General features: G+C 63.5%; 15 protein-coding genes. 4 read left to right on the forward strand and 11 right to left on the reverse strand.

The annotated features are described in order from the left end of the window. The 3 genes from LC083_RS13220 to LC083_RS13230 all read left to right on the forward strand — a co-directional run. On the forward strand, positions 1-1,497 hold a 1,497-nt coding region (locus tag LC083_RS13220; RefSeq protein ID WP_226700813.1), incomplete at its 5' end, for a hypothetical protein. 76 nt (positions 1,498-1,573) lie between these two features. Next, on the forward strand, positions 1,574-3,304 hold the full coding sequence (locus LC083_RS13225; RefSeq protein WP_226700814.1) for a type I secretion system permease/ATPase: 1,731 nt from the start codon (positions 1,574-1,576) through the stop codon (positions 3,302-3,304). Further along, positions 3,301-4,617 (forward strand): HlyD family type I secretion periplasmic adaptor subunit, encoded by a 1,317-nt coding sequence (locus LC083_RS13230; protein WP_226700815.1) that lies wholly within the window; start codon positions 3,301-3,303, stop codon positions 4,615-4,617. Before LC083_RS13225 ends, LC083_RS13230 begins: the two co-directional genes overlap by 4 nt. A 12-nt stretch (positions 4,618-4,629) precedes the next feature. Here the strand turns inward: LC083_RS13230 and LC083_RS13235 are convergent, their stop codons facing one another. The 9 genes from LC083_RS13235 to LC083_RS13275 all read right to left on the reverse strand — a co-directional run bounded on the left by LC083_RS13235 (position 4,630) and on the right by LC083_RS13275 (position 12,712). Beyond that, complete coding sequence (locus LC083_RS13235; RefSeq protein WP_226700816.1) at positions 4,630-4,812, reverse strand: hypothetical protein; 183 nt, start codon at positions 4,810-4,812, stop codon at positions 4,630-4,632. A gap of 86 nt (positions 4,813-4,898) precedes the next feature. Beyond that, positions 4,899-5,627 carry a sulfotransferase gene (locus tag LC083_RS13240; RefSeq protein WP_226700817.1) on the reverse strand — a complete coding sequence of 243 codons (729 nt, stop codon included), beginning with the start codon at positions 5,625-5,627 and terminating at the stop codon, positions 4,899-4,901. Beyond that, the gene (locus tag LC083_RS13245) at positions 5,624-6,562 is read right to left on the reverse strand and encodes an aminotransferase class IV (RefSeq protein ID WP_226700818.1); all 939 of its coding nucleotides are present in this window, start codon (positions 6,560-6,562) and stop codon (positions 5,624-5,626) included. Before LC083_RS13245 ends, LC083_RS13240 begins: the two co-directional genes overlap by 4 nt. Next, on the reverse strand, positions 6,559-8,412 hold the full coding sequence (locus tag LC083_RS13250) for a cation:proton antiporter (protein ID WP_226700819.1): 1,854 nt from the start codon (positions 8,410-8,412) through the stop codon (positions 6,559-6,561). The genes LC083_RS13245 and LC083_RS13250 overlap by 4 nt, the downstream gene beginning before the upstream one ends. A gap of 15 nt (positions 8,413-8,427) precedes the next feature. Further along, complete coding sequence (locus LC083_RS13255) at positions 8,428-9,030, reverse strand: carboxypeptidase-like regulatory domain-containing protein (RefSeq protein WP_226700820.1); 603 nt, start codon at positions 9,028-9,030, stop codon at positions 8,428-8,430. Positions 9,031-9,062: 32 nt separating this feature from the next. After that, entirely contained in the window at positions 9,063-10,475 is a 1,413-nt protein-coding gene (lpdA, locus tag LC083_RS13260) for a dihydrolipoyl dehydrogenase (RefSeq protein WP_226700821.1), read from the reverse strand. A gap of 167 nt (positions 10,476-10,642) precedes the next feature. Next, positions 10,643-11,020, reverse strand: a complete 378-nt coding sequence (locus tag LC083_RS13265) for an acyl-CoA thioesterase (protein ID WP_226700822.1) — start codon at positions 11,018-11,020, stop codon at positions 10,643-10,645. Beyond that, on the reverse strand, positions 11,013-11,432 hold the full coding sequence (locus tag LC083_RS13270) for a hypothetical protein (RefSeq protein ID WP_226700823.1): 420 nt from the start codon (positions 11,430-11,432) through the stop codon (positions 11,013-11,015). The genes LC083_RS13265 and LC083_RS13270 overlap by 8 nt, the downstream gene beginning before the upstream one ends. Before the next feature lie 5 nt (positions 11,433-11,437). After that, on the reverse strand, positions 11,438-12,712 hold the full coding sequence (locus tag LC083_RS13275; protein ID WP_226700824.1) for a pyruvate dehydrogenase complex dihydrolipoamide acetyltransferase: 1,275 nt from the start codon (positions 12,710-12,712) through the stop codon (positions 11,438-11,440). Positions 12,713-12,842: 130 nt separating this feature from the next. Between LC083_RS13275 and LC083_RS13280 the strand changes: the two genes are divergently transcribed. Continuing rightward, positions 12,843-13,295, forward strand: coding sequence for a universal stress protein (locus LC083_RS13280; RefSeq protein ID WP_160607111.1), 453 nt, complete (start codon positions 12,843-12,845; stop codon positions 13,293-13,295). Here the strand turns inward: LC083_RS13280 and rnr are convergent. Both rnr and LC083_RS13290 read right to left on the reverse strand, forming a co-directional pair. Beyond that, positions 13,292-15,601, reverse strand: a complete 2,310-nt coding sequence (gene rnr / locus LC083_RS13285) for a ribonuclease R (protein ID WP_226700825.1) — start codon at positions 15,599-15,601, stop codon at positions 13,292-13,294. The two genes, LC083_RS13280 and rnr, sit on opposite strands and share 4 nt — an antisense overlap. 12 nt (positions 15,602-15,613) lie before the next feature. Beyond that, positions 15,614-16,996, reverse strand: coding sequence for a M20/M25/M40 family metallo-hydrolase (locus LC083_RS13290; protein WP_226700826.1), 1,383 nt, complete (start codon positions 16,994-16,996; stop codon positions 15,614-15,616). Positions 16,997-17,018 lie beyond the last annotated feature (22 nt).

A 17,018-nucleotide genomic window follows, 5' to 3' on the forward strand; every position in this document is an offset into this window, starting at 1 on the left:
AGCGGCGATACCGATGCCGACGGCGAGCTCGATGTCAACGAGACCTGGACCTACACCGCGCAGTACGTGGTGACCCAGGCCGACGTCGACGCCAACAAGCCTATCGTTAATACCGCGACCGCCAATGCTGTCTCGGTAGCCTCGGGAGATGCGGCTGAAGAATCCTCGGACGACGCAAGTGTCGACGTGTGCTGGGAGCCTGCAATCGACGTCGAGAAGCTTGTTTCGATCAGCGGCAACACCTTCGATCCCGTACTCGACGATCACGACAGTCCGACAGGACCTCAGGCGACGACGGCCAATACGCCAATCTACTTCCTCGTATCAGTAGCCAATATCGGCAACGTCACGCTGACTGCACTCGACTTCAGCGATATCCTGTCGTCACCGGGAGGATCCATCTTCGCCGGAGAGCTCAACTACGCCGATCCCTCGATCGATGCCTGGGTTGATCTCAACGACAACGGATCGCGGGATGCGAACGAGGATTGGAACCTCAACGATGTCAATGCCGACGGCGTACTGGACACTGTCGAGCTCGCTCCGGGCGAGACGCTCAATGTCTACTACACCATGCCGTTCGAAGCCGGGCAGCACATCAACACCGTTACGGTCACGACCGCGCAAGGTGTGTCCGACAGCGATGCGGCACATTACTTCGGGCTCAACGATCCGGGATCGGGCGTCCGCACCCCAGGCTTCTGGCAGGGTCCGAACAATGGCCTTACGTTCTGGGACGGCATCGCCGACAACCAGGCGCACGACGGTGAAGGCTTCCCCGATGGCGATCCGGAGGCCGAGGGTAACCAGGACCTGCTCTACGCGGTGGATTCTGACGGACCCGGTGATGGCAATGACAAGGACCCGATCCCGGTCGATAGCGATGGCGATGGCTCCATCTTGGACGAGGCCGGTGCTGGGAAGGTCGGACTTCTGATCGGGGACTATAACAAGAATGGCGTTACGGATCCGGGTGAAGACACCTTCTTCATCTCGCTCAAGGATGCCCAAGACCTGGTCGATGCATCGACCAAGAGCGGCAACGACGTCATCTCCAAGATGGGCCGCGACGTCGTGGCGACCTGGCTCAATTACCTTGCCGGAAACAGCCTGGGCGACGGTTCGGAAGGCACGGCAAAGCATTACCTCGATGACGCCATCGACTGGATGCAGAGCTTCGCCGACGGCACACCCAAGGTCTCCGAACTTGGCGAAACCTTCGACGATTACGTGGCCGGTTCGCGCATCAAGACGAGCGACAACAGCTGGAAGTCCCCGCAAGGCGACAGCGATCACTCCGGCGCGGACATCCACAACGCACTCGCGGAATACAACGAGAGCGGCACGGTGAACGGCCTCTTTGTCGCCGGCGACGGGGACAGCGCGGCCTTCCAGGCAGCATTGTCCGAGGCAGTGAACAGCGGGCTCTTCATGGTGGCACCGATCGGAGATGATCCGCTCGTGGTGGGAGATGGCATGACCATCGCCATCGCCTGAGGAGAAACTGTCCGGGACCGGCATCGCTGCCATCGCGGCAGCGGTGCCGGACCTTTCATTGGGGGGAGGATTGGACTTGGCAGACCTGGAACATGAATCGGATGGGCCGAAGCCGCGCATAGCGCCGTGGTTGTCGGGTCCGCTGAAGAAGAGCCGCCCGCTCTACATGCGGGTCCTCGTCGCAGCCTTCCTGATCAATTGCTTCGCCCTTGTCACCGCCCTGTTCACGATGACGGTCTACGATCGCATCGTCCCGAACAATGCGACCGAAAGCTTGATCGGCCTTGCCATCGGGCTCGGCATTGTCCTGGTCTTCGATTTCGTCCTGAAGCTCCTGCGATCTTACTTCGTGGACATCGCCGGTGCGCGTGTGGACCGCGATATCGGCCGCGCCATTTTCGAGCGTATCCTAGCCCTGCGCCTGGACCTCAGCCGGCACACCACCGGCGGCCTTGCGGGCCTGGTCCGTGAAATCGAGACGCTGCGCGATTTCTTCGCCTCCGCCACCATCACAGCGATGGTCGATGTGCCCTTCACCATCATTACGCTGCTGGTGATTGCCATGATCGGTGGTTGGCTGGTCATGGTGCCCTTGGTGATGATCCCGGTGGTCATCTTGGCTGCACTCGCCACGCAGCCGGCCATGCGGCGGCTTTCGTCGCAGGCCCTCGATGAAGCATTGGGTAAACAGGCCGTGCTGGTGGAGACCATCGGCAGTTTGGAAACGGTCAAGTCGTCGAATGCCGGCGACATGCTGAGCAAGCGCTGGGACGAGGCGATGAAAGGCCATGCCGGCGTATCGCTGCGCCAGCGCCTGACCGCCAACCTCGCGACTACTGTCGCTGGTAGCGCACAGACCATGGCCTATACGGGCATGGTTATTTTCGGCGTCTTTGCGATTGCCGACCAGTCGCTGACGATGGGCGGCCTCATCGCCTGTTCTATCCTGGCCGGGCGTGCCGTTGCACCCCTCGGGGCGATTTCCGTCCTGCTGACGCGGATCCATGCAGCGCGCACCGCCTATCGCCGGATCGACGCGATGATGGAAATGCCCGCGGAAGGGCCCGAAGGCCTCGGTCTTGCCCCCGCAAAACTGGAAGGCGGGATAGAGTTCAGGGACGTCGATTTCCGCTATCCGGGCGCAGCCGAAATGGCCCTGACGGGTGTCAACTTCAACATCCGGCCGGGCGAGCACGTGGCCCTGATCGGTCCGATCGGGTCGGGCAAATCGACCGTCGCACGGCTGTTGATCGGGCTTTACCCGCCCACGAGCGGCCTGGTCATGATCGACGGCACCGATATCCGGCAGCTAACGCCCAAGTCGCTACGTGCGAAAGTAGGCGCGCTGCTGCAGGATAATGCCCTGCTTACCGGTACCATCCGCGAGAACATCATGCTCGGCCGTCCTGATGCCGATGACGAGGAGATGATCAGGGCTGCCAAGCTTAGCCATGCCCACGACTTCATCTCGCGCATGCCGAACGGATACGACCTCAGGCTGGCAGACCGCGGTTCGGGACTTTCCGGCGGGCAGCGGCAGGCCATCGCGATGGCGCGGGCACTCGTGGGGCAGCCGCCCATCCTCGTGTTCGACGAGCCGACATCGGCAGTCGATACCGAGACAGAGGCACTGCTGATGAACAATCTGCGCCACGAATTCCAAGGGCGGACGCTGATCCTGATCACGCACCGCCCATCCCTCCTCGGCCTGGTGGACCGGGTCATTCTCATGTCGCGCGGGCGGGTGGCGATGGACGGCACCCCTGAAGACATCACGCGCAAGGTGACAAGGATAGCGGCACGATGAACGCGTTCTCCAAGATAACGAGCAGCCTCCTGGGCGAGGAAGAGGAATTCGAAGAGCAGGAGCTCAAGGCGAAGAAATCGTCCAACCTGATCCTGTGGTCGATTGCCGCGTTCACGCTGATCGCGGTTGTTTGGGCTGCCTTTGCTACCGTGGAAAGGACAGTACGGGCGTCAGGCCGCGTAGTGCCCAGTTCCAAGCTGCAGGTCGCCTCGAACCTCGAAGGCGGCGTGGTGGAACAGATCCTTGTGACTGCCGGACAGGACGTCAGGCGCGGTCAGGTCCTCGTCCGCCTGAACCCCGCGATTACCGGATCTGCGCTTGGCAGTTCGGAAGCCAGCGTCGATGCTCTGGAAGCTCGTATCGCGAGGCTGCGTGCCGAAGTCAGCGGCGGTGCGCCGGAATATGGCAGTTTGCCCGACAGCCAGGTGACTATCGAACGCTCGCTCCATTCGGCGCGTTCTGCGGAACTGAGCAGCCTCCGGTCTGCCGGACAGGCACGTGTCGTCCAGGCGCAGCGTTCGGTTGCGGAAGCACAGTCGATCCTTGCTGCACGCGAGTCCAATCTCGTCACGGCAAACCGAGAGCTGGAAATGCTGCGGCCCCTTGCGGCCCAAAGGATCGTGCCGGAGATTGAGCTCATTCAGGCCGAGAACGCGGCCCAGATCGCTGCCAGCGAGGTAGCCGCGGCAAGGGCCTCCCTCGCCCGGTCCCAATCGAGCATCGCCGAGGCACAGGCGGCGCTGGCGCAGCAGGTCAGCGATTGGCGCAGTCGTGCGGGCATGGAACTTTCGCAGGCGCAGGCGGATCTTTCGGTGCAGAAGATGTCCCTCCCCGGCCTTGAGGACAGGGTCGACCGTACGGTGATCCGTGCTCCCATGACCGGGCGGGTGAACCGTGTGTTCGTCACCACTGTGGGCGGAAGCGTCGGTTCGGGCGAGCCGATCGTGGAGATCGTGCCGACCGACGATGCTCTCTATATTGAGGCCATGGTGCGCCCGCAGGACATTGCCAATGTAGGTCTCGGCCAGCGCGCCTTCGTGGAAATCACCGCCTACAATCCAGCGATCTTCGGCAAAATGGCCGGAACCGTAACGTCGATTTCGCCCGATGCCGTCGTAAACGAAGAGACGGGCGAAAGCTTCTATACCGTTGAGGTTAGGACGACAGAGGTGCTGAAAGACCAGAACGGCGACCCTCTCGACATCGGACCCGGCATGGTGGCCAATGTCAGCCTCCTGGGCGAGGAGCGCTCGATCCTGTCGTACCTCTTCACGCCGATAACCTGGCTGAAGGAAAACGCCTTCAGGGAGTAGGCGTCAGAAACCTTATTCGTCGCCCAACTGCACCAGAGATTGATCCTCGCGCTGCTCGCGCGGGTAATCCTCGGGGCGCACGCTCGACTGGTTCCGAAGCGCGATGTGGTCTTCGACCAACCCTCCGTCACGTCTTGCGCCCTCATCCCTGTTGCTCGGTCTACCCTGAGGATCGTCGCCGATTTCGTATTCCACAGCAAATCTCCTTTGCACGTGGAACGCGCTGGGCGCTTCGAGGTGTTTGGGGTTGAGACGAACAGTCGGGAAAAGACGCCGAGATGTTAAACGTTCAGTCGATGTGCCGCCAATGCTTCGTAATCTGATCGACATGCTTCGGCCACCGCTTCAAACTCCGGAGCGAGATCGGGAAGGCCGCCAGGGGGTGAGCCAAACCCGGTCGAGGCATTCACCTTGTCATACCAGTGAGCACCCCAGATCCCGTCTTCCGGATGTGGTCCTTTCGTCCAGGACAACATTGCCGGATCCCATTCGATGCCCAGCTTTTCGCACAGCTTAGAAAGAAGGCCTCCGGGATTGTCGAGGATGTCGCTCGTGTCGACTACCGGCGGTGCGTAACCCAGCCGGTCGGCTTCCATCTCGAAGTACAATCGCTGTCGTGTCACCCCGAGATGCTCGGGCCGGATCGAAGTCCGCTTGTTGGCATAGCTTGCCGCTACACGGCGTGGATCCCGGATGAGGAAGGCGTGCCTCGTCTCGGGGAAGTCCCGAATATCGACCGGGCCTTCCATGTGATGAGGCATGTGCTTCTGGTACCAGATCGGACTGCCGTCCGGACTTTCGCACCGCATCGCTTCGGCGACGGATTCCCAGTCGCAGTCCATATCGGCGATTACCGCATCGGCCATGGGTTGGGGATCGCCGGTTTCCTTCAGGTAGGCACCGTAGAAGGGTTCGTCGCTCACGTAGGTATCCGGTCGGGCGCCGAAGCTGCGCATCATCGCGGTCGAGATGTTGCGCGGTCCTGACCACATGGCGATGCGGATGGTCACGTGCGCGCCCTGCCCATCGTGTCCGCAGCCAGCCGCGCGAGGTACAGCTTCTGGAGGCGTTCCACCATCGGCCCGCGCTGGGTGCCAAGCACCCTTCCGTCGATCTGTCCCACCGGAGCAACGCCGGCGAACGTGCCGGTCGTGAAAGCTTCCTCCGCACCGTAGACATGCGTCAGCGAGAAATTACGCTCGCGTACGGTAATGCCTGCCTCGCGTGCGACTTCGATGACCATGCCCCGCGTGATGCCGTCGAGGCAGTAGTCGCCGCTGGAGGTCCAGATCTCCCCGTCCTTCACGATGAAGAAGTGAGTGGAATTGCAGGTCGCGACGAAGCCGTGCGGGTCCAGCATCAGCCCTTCGTCGGCACCCGCTTGCGCTGCCTGGATGCACGCCGTGATGCAATTGAGCTTGCTGTGCGAATTCAGCATCGGGTCCTGCACGTCGGGGTATCCGCGGCGAACATGGACCGTTGCGAGGCGCAGCATGCGGGTTGCGGTTTCGGGCGCGGGCTCCTTCCATTCCGGTATGATCACGATGGTCGCGGGCGACACGACCACACGCGGGTCCTGGTAGGGCGTCGAGCGGATACCGCGCGTGCACATCAGGCGGACATGCACGCCATCTTCGGTCATGCCATTCGCATCGCAGACGGCGTAGAGCCGTGCTTCCAGCTGTTCGCGCGAGACGCCAAGGTCCATCAGGATTGCCTTCGCGCCCCGCCACAACCGGTCGAAATGGCGGTCGAGGAAGGCGAAGCGTCCGCCATGCATCCGGATGCCTTCCCACACGCCGTCACCCAGCATGAAACCGCTGTCGAACACGCTGATCTTCGCATCGGGCCGGCGGAAGTGTTCGCCGTTGATATCGATCCAGACGTTTTCATTACGGCTATCGGGGACGTACAGGTGGGTGCCGCGCTCTTCCTTGTCGGTCATTTGCCCCTCTTGAGGATTTCATCCATCTGCGCGGTGAGGATCGGATCCCATTCGCTGCGCAGTTCCTTGACCCGCTGCATCAGCGGCTCGTTCTCGTGATACGGGATGTCCAGACGATAGAGACTGGCCACCTCGGGCATGAACCTGCGATCCATTTCCTCGAAGGCGTCGGTCGCAGCCTGGGCCTGCTGCCGGTCCATGCCGAGCGCCTCGAAGGCGGAGCGGCCCATGCGCAGGCTGCTGTCATAGGTTTCGCGTATGATGTCGCGGCAGCCATAGGCCCATAGCTCGTAGACATGGTTGCGATCGATCGCGCGCGCGATGACGTGCAGCTTCGGATAATGCTTGGTCGCGTATTTCACGAGCTTGTCGATTTGCTCGCGCTCGTCCATCGCGACGACGAGCAGCCGGGCTTTGTCGATGCCGGCGGAGTGCAGCAGGTCCGGCCTCGTCGCATCGCCGAAATAGGTGCGGAAGCCAAACTTGCGGACGATTTCCAGCTGGTGGCTGTCGTAGTCGATGACGGTGGTGGAGTGACCCGCAGCTTGCAGCATGCGGTCGACGATGCCGCCTACCCTGCCCCTTCCCGCGATAATCACGGGATTCTCTTCGTCGATCGTATCCGCTTCCAGTTCGTCGCCCGTGCAATAGGCATGCGCGATTAGCTTGTCGTAGAGGATGAACAGTAGCGGCGTGACCAGCATGGTGAGCGCCACGATGAGCAGCAAGAGTTCCGCGAATTCAGGTTCGAAGACAGCATTGGCAACCGCGAACGCAATAAGCACGAAGGCGAACTCGCCCGCTTGCGGAAGGCTGAGACAGAACAGCCAGAGCGCCTGCCGCCTGAGGCCGTAAAGCCAACCCACTATGAACAGCACGGCCAGCTTCGCCGCGATGGTGACGGCCGCCCAGAAGACTACGTCCTGCCAGACCTGCTGGGCCAGCACGAAGTCGATGCCTGCCCCTACAGTGATGAAAAAGAGGCCGAGGAGCAGGCCCTTGAAGGGGTTGATGTCGCTTTCCAGTTCGTGCCGGTACTCGCTCGTGGCGAGGACGACGCCTGCCACAAAGGCACCAAGCGCGGGCGACAGGCCGACAAGCGACATGAGCAGGGCAATTCCAATGACCACCACGAGAGCGGCAGCCGTGAACAGTTCGCGCAGGTTCGCCGCGGCGATGTAGCGGAACAGCGGGCGGATGGCGTAAATGCCAATGCCGACGACCGCCGCCACCGCCGCGATACGTGACAGGGCGGCGAGCCACACCGACATGTTTGCCGTGAGGTCCAGCCCGCCATGGCCTTCTTGGCTATGACCCGCACCGCTTGCGTAGAGCTCCGGCATGGCCAGCACGGGCAGCAGCGCCAGGATCGGGATGACCGCGACGTCCTGTACCAGCAGCACCGAGAAGCTGGCTTCCCCGCCTTCGCTGCGCAACAGGTTCTTCTCGGTCAGGGTCTGGACGATGATCGCGGTCGAAGAGAGCGCGAGGACCATGCCGATCGCCAGCGCTGTCTGCCATGGCTGGGCATCGATCAGGGCAATTCCCATGATGGCGAGCGTAGTCAGCACGACCTGCCCGCCGCCAAGGCCCAGCAGCTTGCCGCGCATCGCCCACAGCCGCTTTGGCTCCATCTCGAGGCCGATGATGAACAGCATCATCACCACCCCGAATTCGGCGAAGACCTGCAGTGCCTCCACATCGACATTCAGCGCGCCCAGCACCGGACTGATCGCCATGCCGGCGAGAAGGTAGCCGAGCATCGAGCCGAGCCCGAACCGGCTCGCCAGCGGCACGGCAACGACCCCCGCAACGAGGATCAGGAAGGCGAGGATCAGGAAACCGGTCACACTATGCGCCCTATATCAGCCAGCCGCCCTGGGGTCGGCACGCCGGAACACGCCGATGATGATGCAGTCTTCGGCTTGCGGCCAGTCGAGTTCGGAAAGTCCAACGTCATCCTCGCGGACAACCACTTCTCCCACTTCGATGGGCTCACCGCAATTGCGTTCGATCGTCAGGCTGTATGTGGTGGCATGGAGGTTGGAGAACCGGAAGGCGCCCTTGGAATCCAGGTTCCGGCGCCATTCGCGTCCTGCCGGATCGGTCAGGACGGCAACGGATCCGAATTCCGGGTATTTCGCCTTCCCGGTGATCTCGTAGCGCGGGGTAACCTCGTCGAGACCGGTCGTGCTGCAGGCGGCAAGCGCGAGGCCTAGCGGAGCGGCGACGGCGGCGAACAAGCGGCGGTTGGCATTCCCGGCAAGGGTCACCGAGCCATCGGCGGTTATCCTGGCCCTGACGCAGGCTTCTGCCTCGAGCAGGTTCAGAGCTTCGTCGAAACCGACTTCGGAAAGGTCGTGAATGGTCTGGTCGCAGGCGGCGCAGTGACGGTTGCAGCCGCGCGGCTCCATCGCATCCCAGCTTTGCGAGCATTGAGCGGGGAAGCTGACCTCGATATCGCGCATCAGCTTATCTCCCCTCCCCGATCCTGCGGCTGTCAGATATGCAGCGCCCTGCCGTAGCTAGCAAGCACGCTCTCGTGCATGCTTTCGCTGATGGTGGGGTGCGGGAACACTGTGTTCATCAGTTCCGCTTCGGTCGTCTCCAGCGTCTTGCCGACGACGAAGCCCTGGATCATCTCGGTCACTTCCGCGCCGACCATGTGCGCGCCGAGGAGTTCGCCGGTCTTCGCATCGAACACGGTCTTCACGAAGCCTTCCGCCTCACCCAGCGCGATGGCCTTGCCGTTGCCGATGAAAGGGAAGGTGCCCGCCTTGACGGTATAGCCGGCTTCCTTGGCCTTCTCTTCCGTCAGGCCGACGCTGGCGATCTGCGGGTGGCAATAGGTGCAGCCCGGGATGTTGCCGCGGTCGAGCGGGTGCGGATGGACATCCTTGTTGCCGAGTTCCTTGGCGATTGCCTCCGCAGTCGTGACGCCTTCATGGCTCGCCTTGTGCGCAAGCCACGGTCCCGGCGTGCAGTCGCCGATGGCCCAGAGGCCTTTCGACTTGGTGCGGCCATAGGGATCGATCTGGATGAAACCGCGGTCCATTTCGACCAGCTTTTCGAGGCCCACGTTCTCGGTATTCGGGACGATGCCAATCGCAACGATGCAGTGGCTGAACTCGGTCTCGGCAACCTTGCCGTCCTTGGCCTTGATCTTGGCCTTCACGCCCTTGTCCGACACGCCGAGCGCTTCGACGCCCGCGCCGGTCATGATCGTCATGCCCTGCTTGGTCAGGCTCTTTTCGAGGAAGGCGGACACGTCCTTGTCTTCCACCGGCACGATCCGGTCGAGCATTTCGACCACGGTCACATCGACGCCCATGTCGTTGTAGAAGCTGGCGAACTCGATCCCGATCGCGCCCGATCCGATCACGAGCAGCTTCTTGGGCATTTCGGCCGGAGTCATGGCGTGGCGATAGGTCCACACGCGCTTGCCGTCGGCAGGTGCGAAAGGCAGGTCGCGGGCGCGCGCGCCGGTGGCGACGATCACGTGCTTTGCAGTGAGCTTTTCCTCGCCCTTCTCGCCCTTCACGGTGAGGCTGGTCGGGCCGGTCAGCTGCCCCTCGCCCATGTGCACCGTGATCTTGTTCTTCTTCATCAGGTGCGTGACGCCCTGGTTAAGCTGCTTGGCGACGCCGCGGCTGCGCTTCACGACCGCGTCGAGGTCCGCCTCGATCTTGCCCGCGACCTTGAGGCCGTAGGATGCGGCGTGTTCCATGTAGTGCTTGATCTCGGCCGAGCGCAGCAGCGCCTTGGTCGGGATGCAGCCCCAGTTGAGGCAGATGCCACCGAGCAGTTCGCGTTCGACGATGGCGGTCTTCAGACCCAGCTGCGCACAGCGGATCGCGGCGACATAGCCGCCGGGTCCGGAGCCGAGAACGATGACGTCGTAGTTGGTAGCCATTTGGATTTAGCCTTCGGTTGGTCCGACAGGATGGAACACTTGGAACACGGTCCTGGCACTAAAAAGCCGCCCGGACGTGCGAGGGGAAACGGAATAGGTATTCGGGTGAAAATAGCGCGCGGTCATGCGGCCATTCATGCCACGGGGCGCGGTGTGTAGGACAGCGCTCATGCCCATTGCCCCGACACCGCGCGGGGGCGGTTGTTCTCGTCGAGCAGGACGAACTTGAACGTGCCCTGCGCCACCTTGGTCTCGGCTTCGCCGTTGCGTTCGCGGCCGATGGCTTCCGCACTGATGGTGAGCGAGGTGTTTCCGGTCGCCGCGATCTCGCAATAGACCGACAGTTCGTCGCCCACCTGCATCGCGCCGGGGAAGGCGAAATCGTTTGCCGAGACGACCACCGCCTTGCCCTTCCCCTCGCGACTGGCGAGCGAGCCTGCGCCAAGCGCCATCTGGCTCATCAGCCACCCGCCGAACACCCCGCCATAGGGGTTGAGGTCGGTCGGCATGGCCGTGACGCGGATTAGGGGGGAGCGGTCAGCCATGATGCGCTCTTTCGGCATCACCAAGGTGGAGCCAATACCAGAGGACTGAGGCAACGAGTCCGGCAAGCGCACCCATTCCAATCCAGAAGTGCACCCCGCTATTTATGAGATCCCAACTGCCTTGCCAGAAAAAGATACTCATCACGAAGCCACCGGCTGCGCCAGCAATGCAACCGAACAAGGCCAACTTGCGAATTTCGTGATCCCACCGATGGAGCCTTGCGAACCATAAGGCTGGGAGGCCGATAAATATGCCGCCGGTCACTGCCATGACTAAGGCGATCGCTCCCAGGCCGAAGAACGCTTCGAAGGAGAACGGCTCGCTCATCGCCAGGGAAACGGCCAGGAAGGCCGACGGAATGGCGATTGCAACCGCAAGGGCAATTACGATGAAGCGGCCGATTTCGACCAACAGTCTCAAACCACCAGCCCCATCGGGTTTTCGCACAGCTGCTTGAAGGCCTCCATCAGCTGCGCGCCGTCCGCACCGTCGATGGCGCGGTGGTCGAAGCTGCCGGTCGCGCTCATCACGGTGGCGACGCCCAGTGCGCCGTCGATCACCCAGGGGCGCTGCTCGCCAGCGCCGACGGCGAGGATCATCGCCTGCGGTGGATTGATCACCGCGTCGAACTGCTTGGTGCCGAACATGCCGAGGTTGGAGAGCGAGGCAGTGCCGCCCTGGAATTCATGCGGCTGTAGCTTGCCGTCCTTGGCCTTGCCAGCCAGCTCCTTCATCTCGGTGCTGATCTGCGCGAGGCCCTTGCGGCCCGCATCGCGGATGATCGGCGTGATCAGGCCCGAAGGTGCGGCCACAGCGACCGAGATATCCTCGCGCGTGTACTGGAACAGCTCGTCGCCCTGGAAGCTGACGTTGCACTTGGGGACGCGCTGCATCGCGCGGGCGAGTGCCTTGATCAGCAGGTCATTGACCGACAGCTTCACGCCGTCTGCCTCCAGGCTCTTGTTGAGTTCGCCGCGCAGCTTGAGCAGTGCGTCCAAGCGCACGTCCACGGTGAGGTAGATGTGCGGGATGGTCTGCTTCGCCTCGGTCAGGCGGCGCGCGATGACCTTGCGGACATTGTTGAGCTTCTGCGCTTCGTAAGGCGCATCGAGATCGCCGCCGAGCGTCGCAGGCTTTGCCGGAGCAGGCGCGGGAGCCGCCGCATCGGCCTTGGCCGGAGCTGCGCCGGGGCTCGCACCCTCGACGTCCGCCTTGACGATACGGCCATTGGGGCCGCTGCCCTTCACGCCTGCAAGGTCGACGCCCTTCTGTTCGGCAATGCGCTTGGCGAGCGGCGAGGCAAGGATGCGGTCGCCAGCGGCTTTGGGTGCAGCCGCGGCAGGTGCCGGAGCAGGTGCGGGTGCAGCAGCAGGAGCTTCTGCGGCCTTGGGTTCTTCCTTGGGAGCATCACCAGAAGGAGCCGCAGATGCTGCATCATCCACATCCTCGCCCTCTTCGGCGAGCATGGCGATGACCGTGCCGACCTTCACGCCTTCGGTGCCTTCATCGACCATGATCGAGGCAATCGTGCCTTCGTCCACGGCTTCGAATTCCATCGTCGCCTTGTCGGTCTCGATCTCGGCCATGATGTCGCCCGCTTCGACCTTGTCGCCCGGCTTCACCAGCCATTTGGCGAGCGTGCCTTCTTCCATGGTGGGCGAAAGGGCGGGCATCTTGATCGGCGTGGGCATGTGCTGACGTTACGTCCTCGCTGGAAATACTGTTGCTGCGACCTCTGGCCAAATCGCAGCCGCATCGCAAGGTCCTTGCGCAGAATACGAATTAGCGGATAACCCACGCGTGCGAGAGGGGAGCCGGGGCATGCGCGTTTATCTGGTGGTGATGGACGAGACCGAGGAAGCGCAGCGGGCGCTGCGCTTTGCCTCGCTGCGGGCGCAGCAGACGGGCGGATCGGTGCATATCCTCGCCCTCGTGCCGCAGCAGACTTTCAACGCTTTCGGAGGTGTGCAGGCGACGATCGAGCAGGAAGCGCGCGAACGCGCCGAGGTCATGGCCAACAATGCCGCCGGCAATATCTTTGCAGAAATGGGCAAGATGCCGGTCATCGCCGTGCGGCCCGGTGCGCCTGCCGATGTTATCAACAAGTACCTCGAGGAACACGGCGAAGTTGCCGCGCTCGTCCTCGGCACGGCCAAGGCCGGCGGCAAGGATCCGCTGGTGCAGCATTTCTCCGCCCGGGCGAGCGAGCTGCCCTGCCCGCTCTACATCGTGCCCGGATCGCTGACGCGCGAACAGATCGACGCGCTGGGTTAGCGCTTCTTGCCGCGCCCCTGGTGCCGGATATTCTTGGGTCGCCCTCGCTGGCCCTGCGAATGCTTCTGGCGCGGGGCGCCCTGCCCCTTCACGAACGGTTTCTTCTTGGGCGCAGGACGTTCGCCGCGCCGTTCGATCGGCGCGCCGTCGCTGTCGGGCACCTCGAACTTGAGCGCACCGGTCAGTGCATTCGCCTCTGCCAGTTTGAGCTTGAGCCTGTCGCCCACGGCATAGGTCGTGCCCGAGCTTTCACCGGTCAGTTTCTGCGCGGCTTCGTCATAGCTGAAATATTCGCGGCCGAGCGTTGAAACGGGCACCAGCCCGTCGCCGCCCAGCTTCTCGATCGTGGCGAAGAAACCGAAGCCCTGCACGCCGGTAATCCGGGTGTCGAACACCTCGCCCACGCGGCCCGATAGCCATGCGGCGACATAGCGGTCGATGGTATCGCGCTCTGCCTCCATCGCACGGCGTTCGGTCTGGCTGATGGCATCGGTGATCTGGCTGAGCGCGGTCCGGTCACGGTCCGACAGGCCGGAGCTTTCCGGGATGTCATGGTTCTTCGGCCGCGGCTGTTCCAGCTTGTATGCATCGACCAGCGCGCGGTGGACGAGCAGGTCGGCATAGCGGCGGATGGGTGATGTGAAATGCGCGTAGCTGCCCAGCGCCAGGCCGAAGTGGCCCGCATTGGCCGGTCCGTAATAGGCCTGCGTCTGGCTGCGCAGGACGGCCTCCATGATCAGCGCCTTCTCGGCCGGATCGGCAATGTCCTTCAGCATGCGGTTAAACAGGCCGGGCGTGATTACCTGGCCCAGGGCGAAATTGCGGCCCTGCGTGGCAAGGTAGTCCTTGAACGCGGTCAGCTTCTCGCGGCTCGGGGTTTCATGGATGCGGTAGACGACGGGTGCCTTCTTCGCTTCCAGCGCCTTGGCCGCAGCGACGTTGGCAGCGATCATGAAGTCTTCCACCACGCGGTGCGCATCGAGGCGTTCGCGCACGGCGATTTCCTCGATCTGGCCCGCATCGTTGAGGCGCACCTGCCGTTCGGGCAGTTCGAGGTCGAGCGGGTCGCGTGCCACGCGTGCCCGGTGGAGCAGCTTCCACGCGCCCCACAGGTTCCTGAGCACATCGTCGGCGCTGCCGTCGTCGATGGCCTTCTGCGCGTCCTCGTAGGCGATGTTGGCCGAAATGCGGACGATGGCGCGGGTGAAGCGCCAGTCGGTGACCTTGCCGTCCTTGTCGATGCGCATGTGGCAGGCCATCGCCGCGCGGTCCTCACCCTCGACGAGCGAACAGACGTTGGCGCTGAGGATTTCGGGGAGCATCGGCACGACGCGGTCAGGGAAATAGACTGAGTTGCCGCGCTTCCTCGCCTCGCGGTCGAGCGCGCCGCCAGGGCGGACGTAGAAGCTGACATCGGCAATCGCCACAATCGCGCGGTAACCGCCCTTGTCGTCTGGTTCGGCCCAGATGGCATCGTCATGGTCGCGGGCGTCGGCGGGGTCGATGGCGACGATCGGCACGTCGCGCAGGTCTTCGCGCTGGTCCGCGCTCAGCGGCAGGTCGGAGACGGCGTTCGCCTCTTCCAGCGCGCCATCGGGAAAGATGTGCGGGATGCCGTGCTTGGCAATGGCGATGAGGCTGAAGCTCTTGGGCGCCAACGGGTCGCCGATGACTTCGATGACCTTGACCTTGGCGCGCGGGCTCTTGCCCATGCGCTCGGCAAGGACGAGCTCGCCTTCCTTTGCTTCGCCAAGGTCGCCGATGGGCGCGCTTTCGCGCACGCGCTTGTCTACCGGGGCGAGCCACGGCTTCCCGCCGCCGTCCATCTCGACGACGCCCATCAGCCCTTCGGTGCGGGCCGGGAGCTTCTTCATCGGATGGGCGATCCACCCGCGCTCGGTCTCTTCGGTGCGGGCGAGGAAACGATCGCCGCGCTTCAATGCGGCCAGCTTCTTGCTTTCCTTGACCACGAGACGCGGCGGTTTCTGTCCGCCGTCGGTCTCCCAGTTCTCGGGCACGGCAACGGGCGCGCCGTCCTCGATCTCGACGACCTTGAGCACGGTGACCTTCGGCACGCCGCCCATACGATGATAGGCGGTGCGCTTGCCGTCGATGAGGCCTTCTTCGGCCATGTCCTTGAGACGCTTCTTCAGCGCGATCTTTTCCTGCCCCTTGAGGCCGAACGCCTTGGCGATTTCGCGCTTGCCCGCCGGTGTCGGCGAGCCCTGGATGAATTCGAGTATCTGTGTCTTGGAGGGCAGCCCCTGCGGGCGCCCTGTCCTGTTATGTTTTTTCATGCGCGCCATATGGGGACGCGCTTACTCGGTTTCACCCTCTGCCGCAGCAATTGGTGCGAATTGTCCGGCGGGCACGGCGCTGGCGAAGGGGCTGCAGGCCCCGCCCGAAGAGCAGGCGGCCACACCGAAGATCCAGTCGTCGCCGCGCACCGGCTCGACATGGCTGAGCTTGCGCTCTTCCATGGGGGTGCCCTCCCCGACAGGAAGCTCAGAGGTCATGATCGCTACCTGGTCTTCGCGCCATGCGGGCTCGTCTGTCCGGCGCTTGCCGACGAGGTAATAGCTGGCGCCCTTTACGCCCTGCCATTCGATCAGCGTGTCGGTGCGGACCGCTGCATTGGCAGTCACGACCGGCGGCTTGGGCGTGCTCGCCAGCTTGTCGAGCGCGCGGATGTTGAACTGCGTCACCTTGGCGAGATAGGGGAAATCCATCTCGTCGGGCGTATCGCCATAGACCGTGCCGTCCTCGGTGCGCAGGTCCTGGTGCTGGTGTTCGTAATCCTCCACCGCGACGGTGATGCGCACGGCGGGATAGCCCTTCTCGAGGAATGGGATCTGGTCCCCGCCCCGCCCCATGCGGTCGGTCCGCCAGATCTGGCGCACGTCGAGGCCGCCTTCGGCTTTGTCGGCAAGACCGTCGAGCCAGCGGGAGAGGTTGCGGCTCGGCGTGTCGTTCTCGCCGCCTTCGCGCCGCTGGGCCGCGCGCAGTTCTTCGGTGAGGTCGGCACGCGGGCCTTCGGAGAACACGCGGACGTGCTCGTCGTCACAATAGCCGTCGCTGCCGCAGGACCCGCCGACGATATCGTTGTTGAGCACGGCCTTCACGTCCCAACCCTGCTCTGCGGCATAGTCGGCCATCAGACGCCCGCCGTAGAGGCCCTGCTCTTCGCCCGACAGCAACGCGTAGACGATGGTGACGGGATAGCTGCGCTGCGACAGCTGCCGCGCCGCCTCGAGAACGAGCACGGTGCCCGAGCCATCGTCGTTCGCGCCCGGCGCATCGACCTTCCAGTCGAGCGGGTCGGAGCCGCGGCTGTCGATATGCGCCTGGACGATGACAACCTCGTTCGGCCGCTCGGTCCCGCGCTGGATAGCGACGGCATTGCGCAGTCGCGTGGGCTGCGGAATGCGGCGGCCCTCGACCACGGTTTCGGGTGCCACGACGTCGAGGCAATCGCCGCAGGCAGCGCCGATCCGGCGGAATTCGGCAAGGCCCCAATCCACGGCAGCGCCGATACCGCGCTTGGGATTGTCCTGTTCGGACAGCGTGTGGCGCGTGCCGAAAGCGACCAGCGTGTCGATATCGGCGCGCAGGCGCGCTTCGGAAACACCGGCAGCCGGATCGGAGTCCTGTGCAGATAGAGGTGTGGCGACGAGTGCGGCGAGAAGGGCGAGCTTTTTCATGCGGCCTGTCTTCCGCAGAAGC

This window comes from Qipengyuania gaetbuli, from assembly GCF_020524765.1.
Lineage (GTDB): Bacteria > Pseudomonadota > Alphaproteobacteria > Sphingomonadales > Sphingomonadaceae > Qipengyuania > Qipengyuania gaetbuli_A.